This is a genomic window from Gemmatimonas phototrophica (assembly GCF_000695095.2).
Lineage (GTDB): Bacteria > Gemmatimonadota > Gemmatimonadetes > Gemmatimonadales > Gemmatimonadaceae > Gemmatimonas > Gemmatimonas phototrophica.
Genome location: NZ_CP011454.1, coordinates 728,364 through 748,243 on the forward strand (window position 1 = coordinate 728,364; position 19,880 = coordinate 748,243).

Annotated in this window: 16 protein-coding genes; 11 read left to right on the plus strand and 5 right to left on the minus strand. The window is 64.4% G+C overall.

Translation table 11 applies throughout. From position 1 onward, the window contains the following. Positions 1-27: 27 nt before the first annotated feature. The 3 genes from GEMMAAP_RS03155 (at position 28) to GEMMAAP_RS03165 (ending at position 2,224) form a co-directional block, all read left to right on the plus strand. A complete protein-coding gene (locus GEMMAAP_RS03155; protein ID WP_043580206.1) occupies positions 28-1,170 on the plus strand; it encodes a CaiB/BaiF CoA transferase family protein in 1,143 nt (380 codons plus the stop codon). A gap of 167 nt (positions 1,171-1,337) precedes the next feature. Continuing rightward, complete coding sequence (locus GEMMAAP_RS03160; protein WP_026849386.1) at positions 1,338-1,898, plus strand: RNA polymerase sigma factor; 561 nt, start codon at positions 1,338-1,340, stop codon at positions 1,896-1,898. Next, the gene (locus GEMMAAP_RS03165) at positions 1,895-2,224 is read left to right on the plus strand and encodes a hypothetical protein (protein ID WP_145978972.1); all 330 of its coding nucleotides are present in this window, start codon (positions 1,895-1,897) and stop codon (positions 2,222-2,224) included. The genes GEMMAAP_RS03160 and GEMMAAP_RS03165 overlap by 4 nt, the downstream gene beginning before the upstream one ends. Before the next feature lie 143 nt (positions 2,225-2,367). On the opposite strand, the gene lpdA is transcribed toward GEMMAAP_RS03165, so the two are convergent. Continuing rightward, positions 2,368-3,780 carry a dihydrolipoyl dehydrogenase gene (lpdA, locus tag GEMMAAP_RS03170; RefSeq protein WP_026849388.1) on the minus strand — a complete coding sequence of 471 codons (1,413 nt, stop codon included), beginning with the start codon at positions 3,778-3,780 and terminating at the stop codon, positions 2,368-2,370. Between the two features lie 502 nt (positions 3,781-4,282). After that, complete coding sequence (gene odhB, locus GEMMAAP_RS03175; RefSeq protein WP_026849389.1) at positions 4,283-5,494, minus strand: 2-oxoglutarate dehydrogenase complex dihydrolipoyllysine-residue succinyltransferase; 1,212 nt, start codon at positions 5,492-5,494, stop codon at positions 4,283-4,285. Positions 5,495-5,587: 93 nt separating this feature from the next. On the opposite strand from odhB, the gene GEMMAAP_RS03180 reads away from it, so the two are divergent. The 6 genes from GEMMAAP_RS03180 (at position 5,588) to GEMMAAP_RS03205 (ending at position 13,319) form a co-directional block, all read left to right on the plus strand. Then, on the plus strand, positions 5,588-6,658 hold the full coding sequence (locus GEMMAAP_RS03180; RefSeq protein ID WP_053334007.1) for a zinc-binding dehydrogenase: 1,071 nt from the start codon (positions 5,588-5,590) through the stop codon (positions 6,656-6,658). 4 nt (positions 6,659-6,662) lie between these two features. Next, positions 6,663-6,968 (plus strand): hypothetical protein, encoded by a 306-nt coding sequence (locus GEMMAAP_RS03185; protein WP_026849391.1) that lies wholly within the window; start codon positions 6,663-6,665, stop codon positions 6,966-6,968. 125 nt (positions 6,969-7,093) lie between these two features. Continuing rightward, entirely contained in the window at positions 7,094-8,020 is a 927-nt protein-coding gene (locus tag GEMMAAP_RS03190) for a mechanosensitive ion channel family protein (protein WP_026849392.1), read from the plus strand. Positions 8,021-8,053: 33 nt separating this feature from the next. After that, positions 8,054-8,947: a hypothetical protein gene (locus tag GEMMAAP_RS03195; protein WP_026849393.1), complete on the plus strand. Its 894-nt coding sequence runs from the start codon at positions 8,054-8,056 to the stop codon at positions 8,945-8,947. A gap of 222 nt (positions 8,948-9,169) precedes the next feature. Beyond that, complete coding sequence (gene gyrA / locus GEMMAAP_RS03200; protein ID WP_026849394.1) at positions 9,170-11,725, plus strand: DNA gyrase subunit A; 2,556 nt, start codon at positions 9,170-9,172, stop codon at positions 11,723-11,725. A gap of 115 nt (positions 11,726-11,840) precedes the next feature. After that, positions 11,841-13,319 carry a diguanylate cyclase gene (locus GEMMAAP_RS03205; RefSeq protein WP_026849395.1) on the plus strand — a complete coding sequence of 493 codons (1,479 nt, stop codon included), beginning with the start codon at positions 11,841-11,843 and terminating at the stop codon, positions 13,317-13,319. Between the two features lie 352 nt (positions 13,320-13,671). Here GEMMAAP_RS03205 and GEMMAAP_RS03210 read toward each other — a convergent pair whose 3' ends face one another. Then, on the minus strand, positions 13,672-14,136 hold the full coding sequence (locus tag GEMMAAP_RS03210; protein WP_238588177.1) for a CoA-binding protein: 465 nt from the start codon (positions 14,134-14,136) through the stop codon (positions 13,672-13,674). 39 nt (positions 14,137-14,175) lie between these two features. On the opposite strand from GEMMAAP_RS03210, the gene GEMMAAP_RS03215 reads away from it, so the two are divergent. Next, positions 14,176-15,330 (plus strand): saccharopine dehydrogenase family protein, encoded by a 1,155-nt coding sequence (locus GEMMAAP_RS03215; protein ID WP_026849397.1) that lies wholly within the window; start codon positions 14,176-14,178, stop codon positions 15,328-15,330. Here GEMMAAP_RS03215 and GEMMAAP_RS03220 read toward each other — a convergent pair. Beyond that, the gene (locus GEMMAAP_RS03220) at positions 15,311-17,026 is read right to left on the minus strand and encodes a methyl-accepting chemotaxis protein (protein WP_026849398.1); all 1,716 of its coding nucleotides are present in this window, start codon (positions 17,024-17,026) and stop codon (positions 15,311-15,313) included. The two genes, GEMMAAP_RS03215 and GEMMAAP_RS03220, sit on opposite strands and share 20 nt — an antisense overlap. After that, the gene (locus GEMMAAP_RS03225) at positions 17,023-18,090 is read right to left on the minus strand and encodes an ABC transporter substrate-binding protein (protein WP_026849399.1); all 1,068 of its coding nucleotides are present in this window, start codon (positions 18,088-18,090) and stop codon (positions 17,023-17,025) included. Before GEMMAAP_RS03225 ends, GEMMAAP_RS03220 begins: the two co-directional genes overlap by 4 nt. A gap of 489 nt (positions 18,091-18,579) precedes the next feature. Between GEMMAAP_RS03225 and coxB the strand changes: the two genes are divergently transcribed. Further along, positions 18,580-19,869 carry a cytochrome c oxidase subunit II gene (coxB, locus tag GEMMAAP_RS03230; RefSeq protein ID WP_075071398.1) on the plus strand — a complete coding sequence of 430 codons (1,290 nt, stop codon included), beginning with the start codon at positions 18,580-18,582 and terminating at the stop codon, positions 19,867-19,869. Positions 19,870-19,880: the final 11 nt, after the last annotated feature.

Here is a 19,880-nt window from a genome sequence, read left to right on the forward strand (position 1 = left end):
TTATAAGAACACTATAAAAACACTAACGTGACATTGCCACTTTTTGGCGTACGGGTCCTCGATCTCTCCCGGGTGCTGGCCGGACCGCTCTGTTCCATGATGCTGGGCGACCTTGGCGCCTCCGTCATCAAGGTCGAACGCCCCGGCGCCGGCGACGATACTCGCGGTTGGGGGCCGCCTTTTGCGGAAAATGGACAGTCCGCCTACTTCCTGAGCGCCAATCGCAACAAGCTCTCCCTCGACGCCAATTTCGCCGATCCGATCGATCGTGCCCTCATTCTCGACCTCATCAGCGAAGCCGATGTCGTCGTCGAGAACTTCATGCCCGGGGCACTCGCCCGAAACGGCATTGATGCTGACGCGTTACTGGCGCAGTATCCGCAATTGCTCTGGTGCACTATCTCCGGGTTCGGGCCCGCCAGTGATCGCCCGGGCTACGACTTCGTGGTCCAGGCCGAAAGCGGCTGGATGGCCATTACTGGAGAGCCCGAGGGCGATCCCATGAAAGTCGGTGTGGCCATGGTCGATGTGACCACCGGCAAGGACGCCGCGATCGGAATCCTGGCCGCTCTCGCCGCGCGCGAGCGGGCAGGCGCCAGCGGGCTCCCGGCCTCGATGCGCCGTGTGCACGTCACCCTGCAGTCCAGCGCGCTGGCCGCCTTGGTCAATGTGGCGCAAAACACCCTGGTCAGCGGGCAGGAGGCCCGGCGGTGGGGGAACGCCCACGCCAATCTGGTTCCCTACCAGCTCTTCCAGACCGCCGACCGTCCGGTGGTCATTGCGGTCGGCGCCGACAGTCAATGGACGGCGGCCATGCAGGCGCTCGATCTCCCAACGCTCGGCGATAACCCGGCGCTCGCCACCAACGCCGGCCGGCTGGCCCAGCGCGACCATGTGGTTGCCACCATCGCGGCCCAGCTTCGGACCGCTGGGGCGGCCCACTGGATGGAGCGACTCACCGCCGTCGGGGTGCCCTGCGGCGTGGTGCGATCGGCACGCGAAGCCGTCACGGAATCGCTCAATGAAGTACCTTTCAGCGTTACCGACGCGGCACGCGTTGGCATGCCTCCACTGTGGAATGGTCGGGTTCGCTTCGAGCCGCCCTTTTGTGGCGAACACAGCGTTACGGTGCGGGAAAAACGCTGGGCTTCATTCGAGAAACTGACGTGACCCTCCACACAAAATCTGTGATATCGCTGTGACCTCTTTGTCTCCCCTTCGTCTTTTCCGCGAGACGTTCAGCAGGTGTCGCGATCAACGGAACGCAAGTTCCGGGTCGAGGTTGTGCGGCAGGGGTGTCAAACCCGTCCGATCGGCGTTATCCTAGCGCCGTGACTATGACGGAATCCGAAATCCCACCAAACGACGTCGATAACGATCAAGACGTCATCTCCCGGGTCCTTGCGGGAGATCGCGAATCGTTCGCGTTGCTGATTGGCCGGTACAGTGATCCGCTGTATCGACATGCGCTTGGCATGACGGGCAGCCCTGACGTCGCCGAGGACATTCTTCAGACATCGTTCATCAAGGCCTATCACCATCTCGGTGAAGTCCGTGGTCGCTTCGATGCCTGGTTGTTCCGGATCGTTGCAAACGGGTGCAAGGATTGGCTGAAGAACATTCGGCGCACGCACCTGAGCTACGACGAAGACGACCAGCCCTCTGGCTTCGCGAGTCCCGATGAGGACCTCGACCGCACGGAACTGCGGCAGGATCTCGATGCAGCACTCTCGCAGCTGGCGCCGTCTCTTCGGGAAGCCTTCATCATGAAGCATGTTGAAGGTCGCTCCTACGAAGAAATGGCGGACCTCCTGGGTACTACAGTTGGCGCCCTGAAAATGCGCGTGCATCGGGCACGTGAAGCACTTCAGGCCCTGCTCGAGGAGAAATACGCGTGATGCTCGACCGACACGAATCGCACGAAAATCTGAATCCCAAAGCTCGCGATTCTCGCGATGCGGCGGTGTCTGCTGAGCGTCCCCTGGCGGATCGCGAAGTGCCCCTTCCTGGCGTTTCCGCGGCTGACACGGCGGCTGATACGGTTCAGATGTGGCTCGATGGCGAGGCGACCGAAATGGAAGCCCGCGCAGAAAACGACAAGGCAGTGGAGTTCTGGGCCCGCGTGGCCAAGGACACCGACACGATGCGTCAGGTGAAGGCCCCGGCTCACTTCACGGCCAACATCATGGCCGCGCTGTCAGCAAAGGCGCCGCTGGCGGACTGAGTCTGCTGCCGTTCGATGTGAAAAACGCCGCCCGGGAAACCCGGCGGCGTTTTTCTCTTTGCCGAACCGTCAATTCGAAACTCGAACCCACGTCCCGCACCTGATCAGTTCCGGGTTCTGGGTTCGAGTGACGGGTTCGGGTTTCACATGTGAATCGCTCTCCCCAGCGCACTGAGCGCCGCTTCCTTCACGGTCTCGCTCAGCGTGGGGTGCGAGTGCACCGTGATCGCAATGTCCTCGGCGCTGCCGCGGTACTCCATGGCCAGCACCACCTGCGCGAGGTTGTCGGCCACGTGCGGGCCGAGCATGTGGCACCCCAGAATTTCGTCGGTGCTCTTGTCCACGATGAACTTCACGAAGCCCTGCGTCTCGCCCATGGTGCGCGCGCGACCGTTGGCGCTGAAGGGAAACTTGCCCACGCGGTAGGCACGGCCACTGGCTTTCACTTCCTGCTCGGTGAGTCCCACCGTGGCAATCTCGGGCCACGTGTACACCACGCCGGGCATGGTGCGGTAGTGCATGTGCACCGGCTTGCCGGCAATCACTTCGGCAGCAATGGTGCCTTCTTCTTCGGCCTTGTGCGCGAGCAGCTTGCCGCCCACCACATCACCAATGGCATATACGCCCGGCAGGTTGGTGCGCAGCTGGTCGTCCACCAGAATTTCGCCGCGCTGGCCCATGGCGAGTCCCAGTGCCGCCGGGTCCACCCCGCGCAGCGCCGGCTTGCGTCCCACCGACACCAGCACGTAGTCGCCTTCAATACTTGAGGCCGCGCCGTTCTTTTCCACGTGCACGGTTACGCCGTCGGCGCGCACGTCGGCCCCGGTGACCTTGGTGCCCGTGTGGATCTCCAGTCCCTGCTTCCGGAAGATGCGGTCGGCTTCCTTCACGATGTCGTCATCGTTGCCAGGAAGAATGGTGGGCGCGTATTCCACCACCGTCACCTTGGCGCCCAACCGACGCCACACGGAGCCCAGCTCCAACCCAATCACGCCGCCGCCCACCACAATGAGGTGCTTGGGGACCTCGGGAATGGTGAGCGCGCCCACGTTGGAGAGCACGCGCTGCTCATCGAAGGGGAGGAACGGCAGCTGCACCGGCACTGACCCCGTGGCAAGAATGACGGACTTGCCCTGCCAGGCGGTGATGGTGCCGTCGGCCGCCTGCACCTCCACCACGTTCCCCGGCTTGAGCGTGCCCCAGCCCTTCGCCCAGGTCACCTTGTTTTTGCGGAACAGGAACTCGATGCCCTTGGTGTTTTGCGCCACCACGTCGGTCTTGCGCGCCATCATGGCCGGCAGGTCCACCGCGGTGCCATCCACCTTGATGCCATGTTCGGCGGCGTGCAGGCGGAGCCACTCGTAATGCTCGCTGCTTTGCAGCAGCGCCTTGGACGGAATGCAGCCCACGGTGACACACGTGCCGCCGAGGGTCGTATCTGCTTCAATGCAGGTGACAGTCAGCCCGAGCTGCGCGGCGCGAATGGACGCCACATAGCCACCGGGGCCGCCACCGAGGACGACCACGTCGGCGGTCTGGATGTTGGGGGAGGTCATGGATTGCAAGATAATGGGGGGACCGTCACTGTCGAACGGGTTCTGGGTTTGCGCTAACCGGTGAAAGCTGAAATGCCGGTCTGGGGCAGTGAGACCCATAACCCGGAACCCGAACCCAGAACCCAGAACTGATCAGTTCCGGGTTCTGGGTTCGAGTTTTGGGTCGTGAGTATCTGCCGTCCATTTGTTACCCGGGTCACAGTCGCGCGTCCTGTACTTGACGGCACGAATCTCGCTGTTACCAATCCTATCGTTAGCAACGGCCCCAACCTTCGCGTTGAAAACGTCTGTTAACGAAGCCCGACGTCCCGGCGGAAACGCTTAGGGGCGTCGTGGTGCATTTGGGGGTGGATTTTGGAAAACTGACAACTGAAAACTCAAACTGACGACTGAAAACTCCCACTGAAAACTGAAAACTCCCAGCCGGGGCCAGGAGTGATCAGTTGTCAGTTCACGTTGTCAGTCGTCAGTCGAAGTTTTCAGTCTTCAGTTCTGAAAACCCTCAGTACACCAGCATCGCCCCCGGGTCTTCCATGAGCTCCTTGAAGCGCACGAGGAAGAGCACGGCCTGCTGCCCGTCAATGATGCGGTGGTCGTAGCTGAGCGCGACGTACATCATGGGGCGAATCTCCACCTTGCCATCAATGGCCACGGGGCGATCCTGGGTCTTGTGGAGCCCCAGAATGCCCACCTGCGGGTAATTGATGATAGGCGTGGAGATCAAAGAGCCGAACACGCCGCCGTTCGTAATCGTGAACGTGCCGCCGGTCAGATCATCCATGGACAGCTTGCCGTCGCGCGCCCGCTTGGCCACGGCGCCAATGTCCTTGCCGATCTGCACAATGCTCTTGGTGTCGGCATCCTTGATGTTCGGCACCACGAGCCCGCCGTCGCTGGCGACGGCGATGCCCATGTTCACATAGTGCTTGTAGACAATCGTGTCGCCATCGATCTGCGCGTTCACCACCGGGTACGCCTTGAGCGCCAGCGTGGCCGCCTTGGCAAAGAACGGCATGAACGACAGCTTCACGCCCTGCTCCTTCTCCACGCGTTCCTTGAGTCGCTCACGCAGGGCCGTAATGGCCGTCATGTCGATCTCGTTGAACGTCGTCAGGTGCGCCGTGGACTGCTGCGACTGCAGCAGGTTCTCGGCAATCCGCTTGCGGCGCGTGGTCATCTTTTCGCGCGTCTCGCGGCTGCCGGCGCTCACGGCCGGCGCGGCGGCCACGGGGGCCGGCGCCTTTGGAGCGGGTGCGGCCGGAGCGGCCGGCGTGGCCGCCACCGCGCCCATCACATCCGCCTTGCTCACCACCCCACCGCGCCCCGTACCCGCCACGTCGGCCGGGGTGATACCGCTTTCCGTGGCCAGGCGGGCCGCCGCCGGTGACACCTTGGCCTCAGCGGCCGGTGCTGTCACGGCAGGAGCAGGTGCCGCTGCCGGGGCAGCCACCGCAGCCGGAGCAGCCGCTCCCGCGCCCGTGCCGGCCCCGAGCTCACCGAGCACGTCGCCCACCGCCACCACATCGCCTTCGCCCTTCGCGCGCGACGTCAGGACGCCGGCCTCCAGGGCCGGCACTTCGACGGTGATTTTGTCGGTCTCGAGTTCGATCAGCGAATCGCCAACCGCCACGGCGTCGCCAACATTCTTGAGCCAGCGCGAGACAGTCGCCTCGACGATCGATTCGCCGAGGGGGGGAACCTTGATGGACGACATGAGCGGAACCTGAAGTGGATCGATGTAGGGAGCGAGCCTTGAATATATGGAGCGGTCAGGAGGAATTGCTCCCGGCTTACTAGATTCCGGCGTATGAGCCTCTTCCACACCATGCGGGCCCTCACCTTCACCGCCCATGGCGGCCCCGAGCAGCTGGTCGTCCGTGACGACCTGCCTCGCCCGTCGGTGCACGCCACCGATGGCGTCCGCGTGCGTATCCATGCCGCCGCGCTCAACCGGCTGGACTTGTGGGTGCTGCAGGGGATCCCCGGCTCCAAGGTGAAGCCCGGCTGGGCCCTGGGTTCCGATGGCGCCGGCATTGTGGAGTCGGTGGGTTCGGCGGTCACCTCGGTCAAGGTGGGCGACCGCGTGATTCTCAACCCGGGGGTGGTAGACCGCACCTGCCGCTGTGAGTACTGCCGCGACGGCGACCAGCCGCTCTGTCTCTCCTTTGGCGTCTTGGGGGAGCACTACCCGGGCACCATTGCCGACTACGTGGTGGTGCCCGAAGCCAACGTGCGCATCATTCCCGACTGGCTGCCGTGGGATGTGGCCGCGGCGTTCCCGCTGGCCACGCTCACCGCTTGGCGCATGATCGTCACGCGCGCCAAGGTGCGCCCCGGCGAACAGGTGCTCATTTGGGGCATTGGCGGCGGGGTCGCGCTCGCCGCCCTGCAGATCTGCAAGCACATCGGCGCCACCGCGTGGGTCACCTCCAGCAGCCCGGACAAGCTCGAACGCGCCATGCTGGTGGGCGCCGACCATCGGCTTGACCATCGCGAGCCGGAGCTGGGCAAAACCATTCGCGCCATGACCAACAAGCGGGGCGTGGATGTGGTGATCGACAGCGTGGGGGAAGCCACCTGGCCGCAGTCGCTCATTGCCCTCGGCCGACGCGGCCGGCTGGTGACCTGCGGCGGCACCAGTGGCCCCATTGTGCAGGTCGACGTGCGCCGCATGTTCTGGAACCAGTGGACCCTCATGGGCTCCACCATGGGCAACGACGCCGAATTCGACGCCATGACGGAGTTCTTCCGGCACGGGTCGCTGCAGCCCCCGGTGGACTCGGTGTGGACCCTCGAGGACGCCCCGCAAGCCTACGCCCGCCTCGCCTCAGGGGCGCAGTTCGGCAAGGTGGTCATTCGGCTGGTGCCGGAGGGGTAACCCTGTGGCCGCCAACGATTCCAGCGCCAACGGCGCTCCGCCCGACGACCCGTCTGCCAACTCGGCCACTCCGTCGGCGAAACCGGCCGGCGCCAACGCCCGTTTTACCCCTGACGAAGAGAAAGCCATGCGAGTCGTGGTGCAGGGGGGCGGGATGCCCGAGTGCCCGCGTTGTACGGTACGCATGACGCACCGGCCTCTTGGTGGTGGCTCTTTCGGCCTGGGTTATCATCGTCAGCGCGAATGGCTGCTGTGTCCGTCGTGCAAACGCAGCGCCATTTTTGATGTGCGCCGCGGCACGAGGTTGTGACATTGCACGAACCAGTGGAAAACGACAGCAATCGCACTAACGTTAGGTCAGAAATCACCGTTGGTGACGTGCTCGCGCCCACGTGGCTCGCACGTTCGTAGGACCCACATCTCCAACTGACCGCTTTGCAGCAGCTTTCTGATACCCTTCTCGTTGCCACCGCGGCAACGCAGGACGGCTCTGGCGCCGGGACCGTGACCAGCACCTTCTCCGAGCGGCTCGAACAGAGCTTTGCGCTGCTCGGCGAGTTCGTGCCGGCGCTATTTGGTGCGCTGGTCATCCTCTTCGCCGGCTATCTCGTCGCGAAGGTGGTGGAGAAGGGCACCGCGCGCCTGCTGCGCCGCATGCGCTTCAACCAGCTGCTCGAACGCGGAGGCGTGCTGCAGGCCGTGGAGCGGTCGGGGTCGCATCTCAACCCGGCCAAGGTCATTGCCAACCTGCTTTTCTGGGTGGTGATGTTCGCGGTGCTCCTCATTGCCGCCAGCGCCATTGGGCTCGACTCGCTGGCCAATGTATTCACCGAGCTCATGAGCTATATCCCGAGCGTGATCGCGGCCATCGTGATCATCATTCTCGGCATCGTGCTGGGCGGTTTTGTGGGCGGGCTGATTATGGCGTCGGCCGGCGGGTTGCACGGCGGCCCGTGGCTGGCTCGCATTGGCCGTGGCGGTGTGATTGTGCTGGCGGTGTTCATGGCCCTGCAGGAGCTGGGCATTGCCACCGAAATCGTGACCACCGCCTTTGCCATTCTCTTTGGCGCCGTGGCGCTGGCACTGTCGCTCTCCTTCGGGCTGGGCAACCGCGATCTGGCGGGGCAGGTGACGCGCGAGTGGTATGAGCGGTACCAGGCCGAGCGTCGCGCGATCGACGCCGAGGCGGCAGCCGAAGAGGCCGAAGAACTGGCCGAAGAACATTCGGAAGACGCGGCCGACGAAGCGGCGGAAGCGGCCGAGGCCGCGCAGGCGGCCGTGCGGCGCGAGGCGCAGGCGCGCGTCGCCCTCAATCGCTCAGCGTTGGATCGCCCTGCGTTGGATCGCACCGCGACCACGTGATTCCCTGACGGTCCCGGACGGTTGCGAGGTGTTATGAAGGGCGTGGTACAAGCATGGTCGATGGGTGTGGTGTGCGCCGTTGGGCTGTTCAGCCCCGCATCGGGACGGGCGCAGCAGGGCACGGCGGCAAAGCCGTCGGCGGCGAAAACCGTCCCCAAGGCGCCGATGGACAGCAACGCCATCGTGCTGCGCAAGCTGGCCGACGACGAACGGTGGGCCGTGGGGCGTCTGACGACGCTGCGGGCGCGCTATCTGCGCAAGGCCGACTGGGCCGATCTGGGCGACCGGTGTTCGCCGGGCGCGCTGCGGGTCTTCCCGCGCGATACCACCCCCGGCGGCCGCGATTCGGTGCAGGTGCTGGCCGAGGACATGGAGCGAATGGTTGTAGGGCGTGGAGCGGGGAGTCCGCTCAATACGCCCGAGGCGCGCGCGCTGTTGCGGGTCGTGGTGGGGTGGGAAGCGGGTATTGACCGTCCCAACTGGGATGTGGCCGGTACCGCCAAAACGCGCCAGGCCATTGCCACCGGGCTCACCGGCGAAGTGCCCGATCCGGCCGGACCGGGGTGTTTGCCGTCGCCGGCCATGGGCGATACGGTGACGTTCGTGGTTCCGGGGTTCACGGACATGGACTTCCCCAATGCGCCGCGCCCGCGGGTGAAGGCGTATTTCGGCCCCGAGGGGCAGCTGCGGGTGCGCGACGAGTTCTTTGCGGCGGTCGGGAGCAAGAATCCCACGGCGGAGCTCCGGTACATCGTCGTGGCGCCCATGGTGCTCTGGAAAGGGTACGCCATGGTGGGCGTGCGTCGCCCGCAGGAGTTGGGAGGCGTTCAGGTAGACGGCTCCAACCGCGGGGGGGCGGCATACCTGTTCCGGCAGGTCGGTAAAGAGTGGCGGCTACTGTCGATCGTACGCACCTGGGGTGGGTGAACGGCACGGAGTCGCCGGCCTGCTGCCGTGTCCCGGCGACTCCGTGGAGGGGTTTGGGGAACTCGCCTCGCTCCCGGCACTGCCGCAGGTGTCCAAAGTCAATCCCCGCAAACGATTTACGTGCCCTGAAGTTGGCCCGTTTGCCCCTGTGATTGAAGGCAAGAGGCGGGTAATTTTCACAGGTTGTATTCCTGCCGTGTGTGACCCATTTCCCGCCGTCTCATGACCGCACCGAACGCCCGCGAACGCATCCTGCCGCGCCTCATCGACGAGGAGATCAAGGAGTCGTTCATCAACTACTCCATGAGCGTCATCGTGTCGCGCGCCCTGCCGGACGTGCGCGATGGCCTCAAGCCCGTGCATCGCCGCGTGTTGTACGCGATGAACGAGCTCGGATTGATGCCCGGGCGTCCCTTCAAGAAGTGTGCGACGGTCGTAGGTGACGTGCTCGGCAAGTACCACCCGCACGGTGACAGCAGCGTGTACGACGCGCTCGTGCGTATGGTGCAGACCTTCTCGCTGCGTTATCCGCTGGTGGACGGGCAGGGGAACTTCGGGTCCATGGACGGCGACGGGGCGGCCGCGTACCGCTACACCGAAGCGCGCCTCACGCGCCTGTCGGTGGAAATGCTCAACGACATCGACCAGAACACCGTCGACTTCGCGCCCAACTTCGACGACCGGCTGGAAGAGCCGCGCGTGTTGCCGTCTGGCTTCCCCAACCTGCTGGTGAACGGTTCGTCGGGCATTGCCGTGGGCATGGCCACGAACATCCCGCCGCACAATCTCAAGGAAGTCATCGAGGCGGTCATCACGATCATCGACAACCCCGAGATCGAGCCGCAGGCGCTGCGCAAAATTGTCAAAGGGCCTGACTTCCCCACCGGCGGCTATGTGTACGGCCGGGCCGGCATTGCCGACTATCAGGACACCGGTCGCGGCCGCATCGTCATGCGCGCGCGTGCGGTCATCGAAGAAAAGGAATCGAGCAGCAAGTCGCAGATTGTCATCACGGAGCTGCCGTATCAGGTGAACAAGGCCAAGCTCGTGGCCGACATCGCCGAACTCGTGCGCGAGCAGAAGCTCACCGGCATCAGCGCGCTGCGCGATGAGTCGGACCGCGACGGCATGCGCGTGGTGGTGGAGCTCAAGCGCGATGCCATTCCGCGTGTGGTGCTCAATCAGCTGTACAAGCACACCGCCATGCAGAGCACGTTCGGCGTGATCATGTTGGCACTGGTGCCCGATGTGAACACCCGGCAGCTGGTGCCCAAGGTGCTCACGCTCAAGCAGTGCCTGGAGCATTACGTGACGCACCGGCACGAGGTCATCGTGCGCCGCACGCAGTTCCAGCTGGACAAGGCGCTGGAGCGTGAGCACATCCTGGAAGGGCTCAAGATCGCCGTCGACAACATCGACGAAGTGATCGCCCTCATTCGGGCCGCCGAAGACACGCCCATCGCGAGCACGCAGCTCCAGACGCGGTTCGGACTGTCCGAGCGGCAGGCGGAAGCGATCCTCAACTTGCGCCTTGCCAAGCTCACCGGCCTCGAGCGCGACAAGCTGGAGCAGGAGCTGCGGGAAGTGCAGGCCGAGATCATCGAGCTGCGCAGCATTCTCGAGTCGAAGCCGCGCCGCATGGAGATCCTCAAGGGCGAACTCCTCAAGGTCTCCGAGACGTACGGCGACGAACGCCGCACCGAGATCGTGAGCGACGAAGGCGAGTTCTCCATCGAAGATCTCATTGCCGAAGAAGAGATGGTGGTGACCATCACGCACAGCGGCTACTGCAAGCGGACGCCACTGTCGTTGTACAACCGCCAGGGGCGCGGCGGCCGCGGCAAGGCCAGCGCCGATCTCAAGGAAAACGACTTCATCGAACGCTTCTACGTGGCCAGTACGCACACGTACATGCTGATTTTCACCGATGACGGTCGCTGCTTCTGGCTCAAGGTGCACGAATTGCCGCAGGCCGGGCGAAACACGCGCGGCAAGCCCATCGTGAACCTCATCAACGTCACCCCTGATACGCGCATTCGCGCCATCGTGGTCACCAAGGAGTTCTCGGATACCGAGTTCCTGCTCTTCGGCACGAAGAACGGCACGGTGAAGAAGACGGCGCTCTCGCAGTACTCCAACCCCCGGTCCAATGGCATCAAGGCCATCAAGATCGAGGAAGGCGACGAGCTCATGGATGTGGCAGTGACCAGCGGCAGCAACGATGTGGTGCTGGCCACGCGCGACGGTCTGTCACTCCGTTTCCACGAGAGCGATGTCCGCGAGATGGGTCGTGATACCACCGGCGTGAAGGGCATCGAGCTCAAGCTCAACGACACCGTGGTGGGAATGGTCGTCATCAAGCGGGAGGCCACGCTGCTGGTGGTCACCGAGCGCGGCATGGGCAAGTGCAGCGAGGTGAGCGAGTACCGCGTGCAGAAGCGTGGCGGCAAGGGCATCAAGACGCTCGATCTCACGCAGAAGACCGGTCATGTGGTGGCGCTCATGGAAGTCGTTCCCGAAGATGAGCTCATGCTCATGACGAAGGCCGGCATCGCCATTCGCTCCAAGGTCAGCGAAATCCGGGTCACCGGCCGCATTGCTCAGGGAGTGAAGCTCGTGGCGCTCGACGACCAGGACATGGTCATGGCCGTCGCGCGCGTGATTCCCGAAGACAAGGATGATGGGGACGAGGGGGCCGAGGGCGCGGGCGACAACGCGGGCAGCACGGGCGGCGACAGCGATGCCGGTCCCGAGCTCGCGCTGGGTGACGGCGAGTAAGACGCCGTCGTCAATCTTCATCGGAGACCGCAGGTCCGGGGCACGTCCCCGGACCTCGCTCCGACTCAGTAGTGGGCAGCGCACAGGGCGCTGGCCGTGACCTCATGGGGTGGGAATGGCGACGTCGCGCATCCTGGTAGCTGATGACGACGAGGCGGTGCTCGAATCCGTGACCTGGTTGCTCCAGGAGAACGGATACGATGTCGTTCCCGCAAACGGCGGCACCGCGTGCCTGGAGCAGCTCGAGAAGAAGTCTCCCGACCTTCTCCTGCTCGACATCCTCATGCCGGATGCTGACGGCTGCCAGCTGCTGGAGCGCATCAAGGGCGAAGAGCGCTGGCGCGACCTGCCAGTGCTCATGCTCAGTGCACAGCCCCCCGAAGAAGCCTCCGTGCGGTCACTGGGGCTCGGTGCCGCCGATTTCATCCGCAAGCCGTATCGCCCCAAGGAGCTGCTGGCGCGTGTTCAGGCGCAGTTGCGCATGGGGGCCCTGTTGCGCTCTACGCGCGCCGCCTTGCTGCGCTCTGAGGAACAGCTCCATCGCGCACAGCAGGACGCCGACAGCCGCCGCAAGTTGGTGGACATCCTGCACGAGGTCACCGGTGACCTGTCGGTGAGCGAGCTGTTTCACCTGCTGGTCCGTCGCGCCGCCCGGGCCCTGGGAGTGTCGCACTGTTCCGTGGTGTTGGCCCGGCCCGGTGACGCGCATGCCACCGTCGTGGCGGCCTTTGAGAATCCGGGGCTGCAGCAGCTCGTCGTGCAGCTCGATCGCTACCCGGAACTCAAGGCGGCGCTGGAAAGTGGCCAGCCCGTGCTGGTGGAAGACCTCGATACGCACGAGCTGTACGAAGGGGTGCGCCACGTGTGGGGCATCGAAGGCATCGAGATCCCCATCCGTTCGGTCATTGCGCTGCCGTTCTCCATTGATCGCGGACAGTACGGCGTGTTCCTCGTGCGCCGCACGCGCGACCAGGAACGGTTCGGCCCCGCCGACCTCGAGTTTGCCCAGGCCGTGATCACCGCCGCCGTGGCTGTCATCCAGCGCGCGCAGATGGTGGAAAGCACCATGGCCGACAACGCGCGCCTGGAACAGCTCGCGCAAACCGATCCGCTCACCCAGCTGCTCAATCGGCGGGCGCTCACCGAACGCATCACCGCCGAAATGGAGCGGGCGCTGCGCTACGACAGTACGCTGGCGCTGCTCATGATCGACCTCGATCACTTCAAGCGCGTCAACGATACCTACGGCCACCTCGTGGGTGACGACGTGCTGCGCGATGTGGCCCAGCTGCTCAGCGACACCATTCGTGGCAGCGATATCGTGGCCCGGTACGGTGGCGAGGAATTTCTGGTGCTGCTCCCCGAAACCGACGACGCTGGAGCGGAGTCGTTCGCCGATCGCATTCGGGCCGCCGTGGAAGAACACCAGTTCGCCAGCGATTCCCTGGGTGGCGAACCGCTGCGCCTCACCGCCTCAGTGGGCGTGGCCGTCTATCCGGCCGCCCGCATTGAAAGCGTGGAAGACCTCTTCGCGCGCGCCGACGCCGCACTCTACCGCGCCAAAGCCGACGGCAGAAACAGAGTCAGAATGTAGAGCGGCCTCCGGATCTTCTCGTACTGAGTGATCCAGTTTGAGACGAGGACAGTGAGAGCGTTGAGACCATCGAGGTGCGATGGATATCGAATGTGAGAGGGTCGAGACAACCACGACAATGAGAGGTCCGAGTGCTGGCGTCCGCTCGTAACGGCGGGGACGACCGCTGTTCCAGCGGCGTCCGTGGGGGGCACTCACGTGCGGAGGCAACTGCTCGGACCTCTCACATCGTGGTTGTCTCGACCCTCTCACATTCGATATCCATCGCACCTCGATAATCGCAACGCTCTCACCTCCCCGTCCCGCCTCGGCAGACTGACCTCGCACGTCTGGACACGGGACCCGAAAGCGCCTATCGCCGTATTCTGTCCAGTTCCACTTTGACGCAGCGGTCCTGGATCACGTCGATCCCTGCGCGCGCCAACTGCTCCGCCACCTGAGCGTGCCGTATGCCCAGCTGCATCCACACCACGCTGGGCTTGTGCGCCAGGATCTCGTCGAGATGACGCGGCACATCATTGGGGCGCCGGAAGAGCTGCACCATATCGACCGGTGGTGAGATGGTCGCCAGTGAGCGATGTATTGGCGCCCCCAGAATCTCCTGGATGTCCGGGTAGTACACGGGCACCGGAATGATCTCGTAACCGGACTGCTGCATGCGTTCCGGGACATAAAACGCCGGACCACCCACCATCGCCGGCTTGATGCCGATGACGGCCACGCGCTTCACACGCTCGAGTATACGCAATACATCCGCCGTGCTTTCCAGCAGATGGTCCCGCCATGACGGAGCCGTCGCAATTACATTCTCCTGCACGATCTCCCTCCCCGGATTATCACCACTGGAGTACCCCCAATGCGTATGCTGGTGCTCGGGGCGGGGCTGCAAGGCTCCGCCTGCGCGTTTGATTTGCTGCAGGAACCCACGGTTACTCACGTCACCCTCGCCGACGTGCGCGTGGCGACGTTGCCCTCTTTTCTGCAGCAGCGCGCCGATGCTCGACTCGCGTGTGTCGCGCTTGATGTTCGTGATGCACACGCGGTCCGCGCGGCCTTTGCGCAGTGCGATGCGGTGTTGAGCGCGATTCCGTACTACTTCAACGCCGCCCTCGCACGAATTGCTGTCGAGGTTGGCGTGCACTTCGCCGATCTTGGGGGGAACACGCAAATCGTGCAGGAACAAAAGCAACTGCACGACGCGGCGTGTGCCAAGGGGATCAGCGTGATTCCCGATACCGGGCTCGCCCCCGGCATGGTCAACGTCGTCGCACAACATGGCATCGACCAATTCGACACGGTCGAGTCCGTACAGCTCTATGTCGGTGGACTCCCCCAGGTGCCGGAACCACCACTCGGCTACCAGATCGCCTACTCCATCGAAGGGATGGTGGACTACTACACCACGCCTTCACTCGTGGTGCGCGATGGGACTCCCACCACCGTGTCAGCGCTTTCTGAAGTGGAGTTCATCAAGTTCGAGGACGGTGTCGGGACTCTCGAAGCGTTTCACACCGCCGGCGGCCTGTCCACCATGGTCTATCGCTACGCGGGAAAAATTCCGGTCATGGAGTACAAGACGCTGCGCTATCCCGGCCACGCCGCCGTGATGCTGGCCATTCGTGATCTGGGGTTGCTGAGCACCACACCGGTGGATGTCAAAGGGCAGCAGATTGCGCCGCGCGATGTGTTTGTGAAGGTGGCCGGCGAGGCACTGCGCAAAGGCAAGCCCGATCTCGTCGCCCTGCGCGTGGTGGTGGTCGGCAGCAAGGACGGTGTCTCCCGCACCCGTGCGTGGGAGGTCGTCGACCGCTACGACAGTGCCCACGCCATTTCGGCCATGATGCGCACCACAGGCTACACCCTCTCGATCACCGGGCAACTGCAGGCGGCCGGTGCGATCGCGCCGGGGGTGCATACCCCGGATGAATGCATTCCCGCCGAGCGGTACTTCGCCTTGCTGGCGGCGCGTGGGGTCATGGTGCGCGAAATCGCTACACCCGAAACTCCGTAATCAGGCCGCGTACGCGTAGGCTGGCCGTCTGCAGCATCTCCGCCGTCGCGCTCACTTCCTGCGCCGAGGCGGAGGTCTGCTCGGTGCTCGCCGCCACCTGTTCCGCGGCGGCGGCGTGTCCTTCGGCGGTATCGCGCGCCGCTGTCAGCGACCGTTGCACCTGACCGAGTGATTGCCGGTTGGTCTCCACCGCGTTGGTCACGCGCGCGGTGGCAACATCCACCTGCGCCACGGCGTGCTCAATGCGCGCGAGCGCGCCGCCAACCGCTTCGGCCACCGTTTCCACGTCACGCAGCCGGGTCGCACCGGCTTCCACCGCCCCGGAGGCACTGGCGATACGCGAGCGGAACCGCTTGACGTTCTCCGTGACTTCGTTGGCGGCATTGGCACTCTGTTCCGCCAGAGCGCGGACCTCCTGTGCCACCACGGCAAACCCACGTCCGGCGCTGCCGGCGCGTGCCGCCTCAATGGCCGCATTGAGCGCCAGCAGGTTGGTCTGCGTGGCGATCTCGGAGATGACACTCACGAAGTCGTCAATCACACTCGTGGAGTCGCGCAGTGCCATCATTTCCTGACGCGACGCGGCTACCACTTCCCGTGCGTTGAGCAACGTATCCACGGCCACCTGCACCTGATCGCGGGCGCTGTTCGTGGTCGTGCGGATCTCGCGGCCCACTCGGTCGGTTTCGTCCGCTGCCTCACCAATCGTGGCGCCGGCTTCCGCCAGCTCCTTTACCGTTTCTCCCGCATGCTTGAGCGCAGACAGCTGCACACCAGCGCCGTGCGAAATGTCCATCACGGCCGTGGTGACATGCTGCGATGACGCCGCGGCCGACGAGGCCGACGCGGACAATTCGCTGGCGGCCAGCGTTACCTGATCGGCTTCTTCCTGCACCCGCGACAGCAGGATGCGCAGCCGTTCACGCGCCTGCTGCATGGCATCAATAAGCTCGGCGTATTCCTGGGCCACGCCACCAAAGCGGAGATCAATCTCCGGGTCGCGCAGATCGCCGGCGCCAATGGCCATCATCTCGTCGCGCAGCTGCACCAGCGGATCGGTCACGGCCCGCGCCGTGGACAACCCGAAAAAGGCGGCTACGCCAAAGGCCAGGGCCACCACCACGGCGAGACTCGCCTCGGCATTGAAGAGGCCGTCCCGCATGGACTCCATGGAGGCGTCCGCCCCGCTGCGTGCGCCTTTGCGCAGGGCCTGCAGTTCGTTCTCGATGGCGTCCATGTCGCGCGTGGTTTGCGCGAGCACGCGGTCGGCGTTGGCCGTTTGCCCCGCCACCTGCCACGCGCGTGTCACCGCAATGCGCACTTCGAGGGAGGCCTGCAGTCGTCCGATGTTCTCCAGGTGCCGCCGTTCGCTCGAGTTGAGCGCACCACGGCCCAGGGCATCATTGCGCAGCTGTTCGGCCTGCGTCACCAACGTGCGATACACCTGTTCGTCGTCGCTGGTGCCGGTGCTGAGGTAGCGCAGCCCGGCGACCAGTTCGCGCAGCACGGTGTTGGTGGCGCGTTCAATGAACTCCGACCGGTCGGCCAACGCGCGGACCGTGTTTTCGGCGTCGCGATTACTGCGCGAGAGCCCGTACCAGCCCAGGAGACCGGCCACGAGCAACAGCGTGATGGAAATCCCGAAGCCCGCAATGAGTCGGGCGCGAATGGTGGTGAGGCGCCAGATACCGCTCATGGCCGACCTCCCGATCCGCTGGCCGGCCCCGTGGGGGGCTCACCGGGCACCCGGGTAATGACCACCGTGCGTCCCTTGATGTCATGGTTCTTCTCGAAGGCAATGCGGCCCACGACGCCATCCACCGACGGCGCCCCGTTGCCAACTTGCTCCAGCGCGAGCCGCAACGCCGCCCGCGTACGCACCCCATTCGCCACGGTGCGCCCAACCACGATCGCGGCGTCGTAGGCCAGCGCCGCAAACATGTCGGGGGCGCGGCCAAAACGGGCCTTGTACGCGGGCAGGAAATACTGGGCTTCTTTGCTGGAGGCCCGGGACTCATCGAAGAAGGCCACGTAGCGCGCACCGGCGGCATCGCCGTCCTCTTTCATGTTCTCCGTGCCATCGCCTCCAATGAAGGGCACCGTGATGCCTTTGCGGCGCAACGCGCGCATGAGTTCCAGAGCATCAGCGCCGTCACCGGGAAAGAGCAGCACATCGGGGGCGAGCGACGCAATGAGCGCCGCGTAGGCGTCAAACTCCACGACGCCGGTGAGGTACGGGTCACGCATGACCACCGCGCCCCGCCCCTGTTCGAACGTCTGGGCGAAGGTGGCGGCCCAGTCGCGGCCGTAGGAATCGTTGCGATACACGATGGCCGCACGGCGGGCACGCAACGTGTCGAGCACCCACTGAGCGGTGTACATCGCGGCGTTGGCGTCCGAGGGCGATACCCGGAAGAACCACGGGCTGATCCCGCTCAGGCGCGGCGACGACGAGGTGGGGGAGATGGCGACCACGCCGTTGGCGCCGTCGTGTTCGGTGTCGGCGTACACCGGAATCGCTTCGAGCGTATTGCCGCTTTCGGGGTGTCCCACCACGGCAATCACGGAGGGATCTTCGCGCAGTTGCTGGGCGACCCGCACTGCACTGTTGGCGGTGGAGTCTGGCAGGCGCACGCGAAACCGCGGGCCACCGCCCTGTTCATTAAGCCGGGCGACCGCGACTTCGACCCCGTGCACCACCTGGATGTAGTTCGGCGATCCGGGAATGGCACCCACGCCAATCGCGAGCGGGCCGGACATGGCACCGTCGTCTGCCCGCCGACAGCCGGCGCTGGCAAGGGTGAGCGCCCAGGACGCCAGCAGCGCTAGGGGAACTCGACCGCAGTGGGGACGGCGCGCTACCGCGGCGAAGGGCGTCGGGGGCCCGGAGGGGCGGGAAGGTGGCACGGAGGATTTCACACCGAAAAGACGATCCGGACGGCCCCCCGGAAACGGCATATAAATCTCCGATTTTTAGCCGTTTTCGACCGGTTCATTAGGACCGCTTTCGGACTGAAAAACCCTCTAAAAATTGTTTAGAAAGTTATGGACTCAAGAAAAGTCTGACAAACCCCGAAAAGACTCAAAGAATTGCTTGCGAGGTTTTGAAACCACGGTTTAGCTTCGCTTCAGTAGTCCCACCACCCCTCCCTTTGCCTCGTGCCCGGTTCCTCAAAAACCGCGCACGGGGTGAAGGGATCCCACACTCCCTCAGGAACCGGCATGGTTGGCACGTTCCGCCCGCGGCGAATGGCTTCCGCTGCGCTGCTGGGCGCTCTGGCCCTCGGGCTCGCAGCCTGCGGCGGCGAGTATCCGAATTCGACGTTCAATCACAACACCGACTTCAACGCGGACATCGACGCGTTGTGGGACAAGCTCCTGTTCTGGGGCACGATTGTCTTTGTCGGCGTTGAGGCTGCTCTCGTCTACACGATTTTCCGTTTCCGTCGTCGCCCTGGTGCGCCGACGCCCAAGCAGGTGCATGGGAACACGGTGCTGGAGATCACCTGGACGGCCATTCCCGCCGTCATCCTGATCTTCATCGCCATCCCCACCGTCCGCACGATCTTCAAGACACAGGCGAAGGCCGCTCCGGACGCATTGCAGGTCGAAGTCATCGGCCATCAGTGGTGGTGGGAGTTCAAGTATCCCCAGCTGGGCATCACGACGGCCAACGAGCTGTATCTGCCCAATGGGCGGACGGTGAACTTCCAGCTCAAGACGATCGACGTGCTGCACTCCTTCTGGATTCCCCAGATGGGCGGCAAGCGCGATTTGATCTCGAACCGCACCAACTACCTCTGGTTCACGCCGAACAAGGACCTGCCGTCGTCGGCGTGGAACGGGTTCTGTGCCGAGTTCTGCGGCCCGTCGCACGCGAACATGAAGTTCCGCGTGTACACGGTGACGCCGCAGGAATTCGACCAGTGGTCGGCGCACCAGAAGCAGAACGCGATCTTCCCGACAGTGGCAGCGGCACCGGCACCGGCTGCCGTGGCTCCGGTCCCGTCGGGAACGGGTGCGACCCCGGTGTTGCTCGCCTCCGTGCAGGGCGCGCAGCCGGTGGCGGCCGATTCGGCCGCTCCCGCCGCGGCTCCTGTCCCGGTGTGGGCATTCCCCCGCGAGAAGTTGGAGTCGGAATTCAAGTACACCATTCCGACGGCCAAAATTCCGGTCTCGGTCACCTTCGATGAGTCGCTGCTGGCCAAGGGCGACGCCGAGAAGGGGCGTCAGCTGTACAGCAAGTCGACCTGCATCGGCTGCCATGCCATTGGTGGCACGCCGTTCAACATGGCGAACGTGGGCCCGAATCTGACGCATGTCGGGACGCGCTACACGATTGCTGGTGGTCTCTACCCGAACGACGCGAAACATCTCGCCTACTGGATCAAGAACGCTCCGGCGCTCAAGCCGGGCAGCCTCATGCCCACGCTCGGCAAGGGGCTGACCGATCCGAAGACGAAGATGGTCGTGACGATGGGCGGTCTTACCGACGCCGACATCGCGGACATCGTGGCGTACCTGCAGGCGCTCAAGTAAGACGCCGTCAC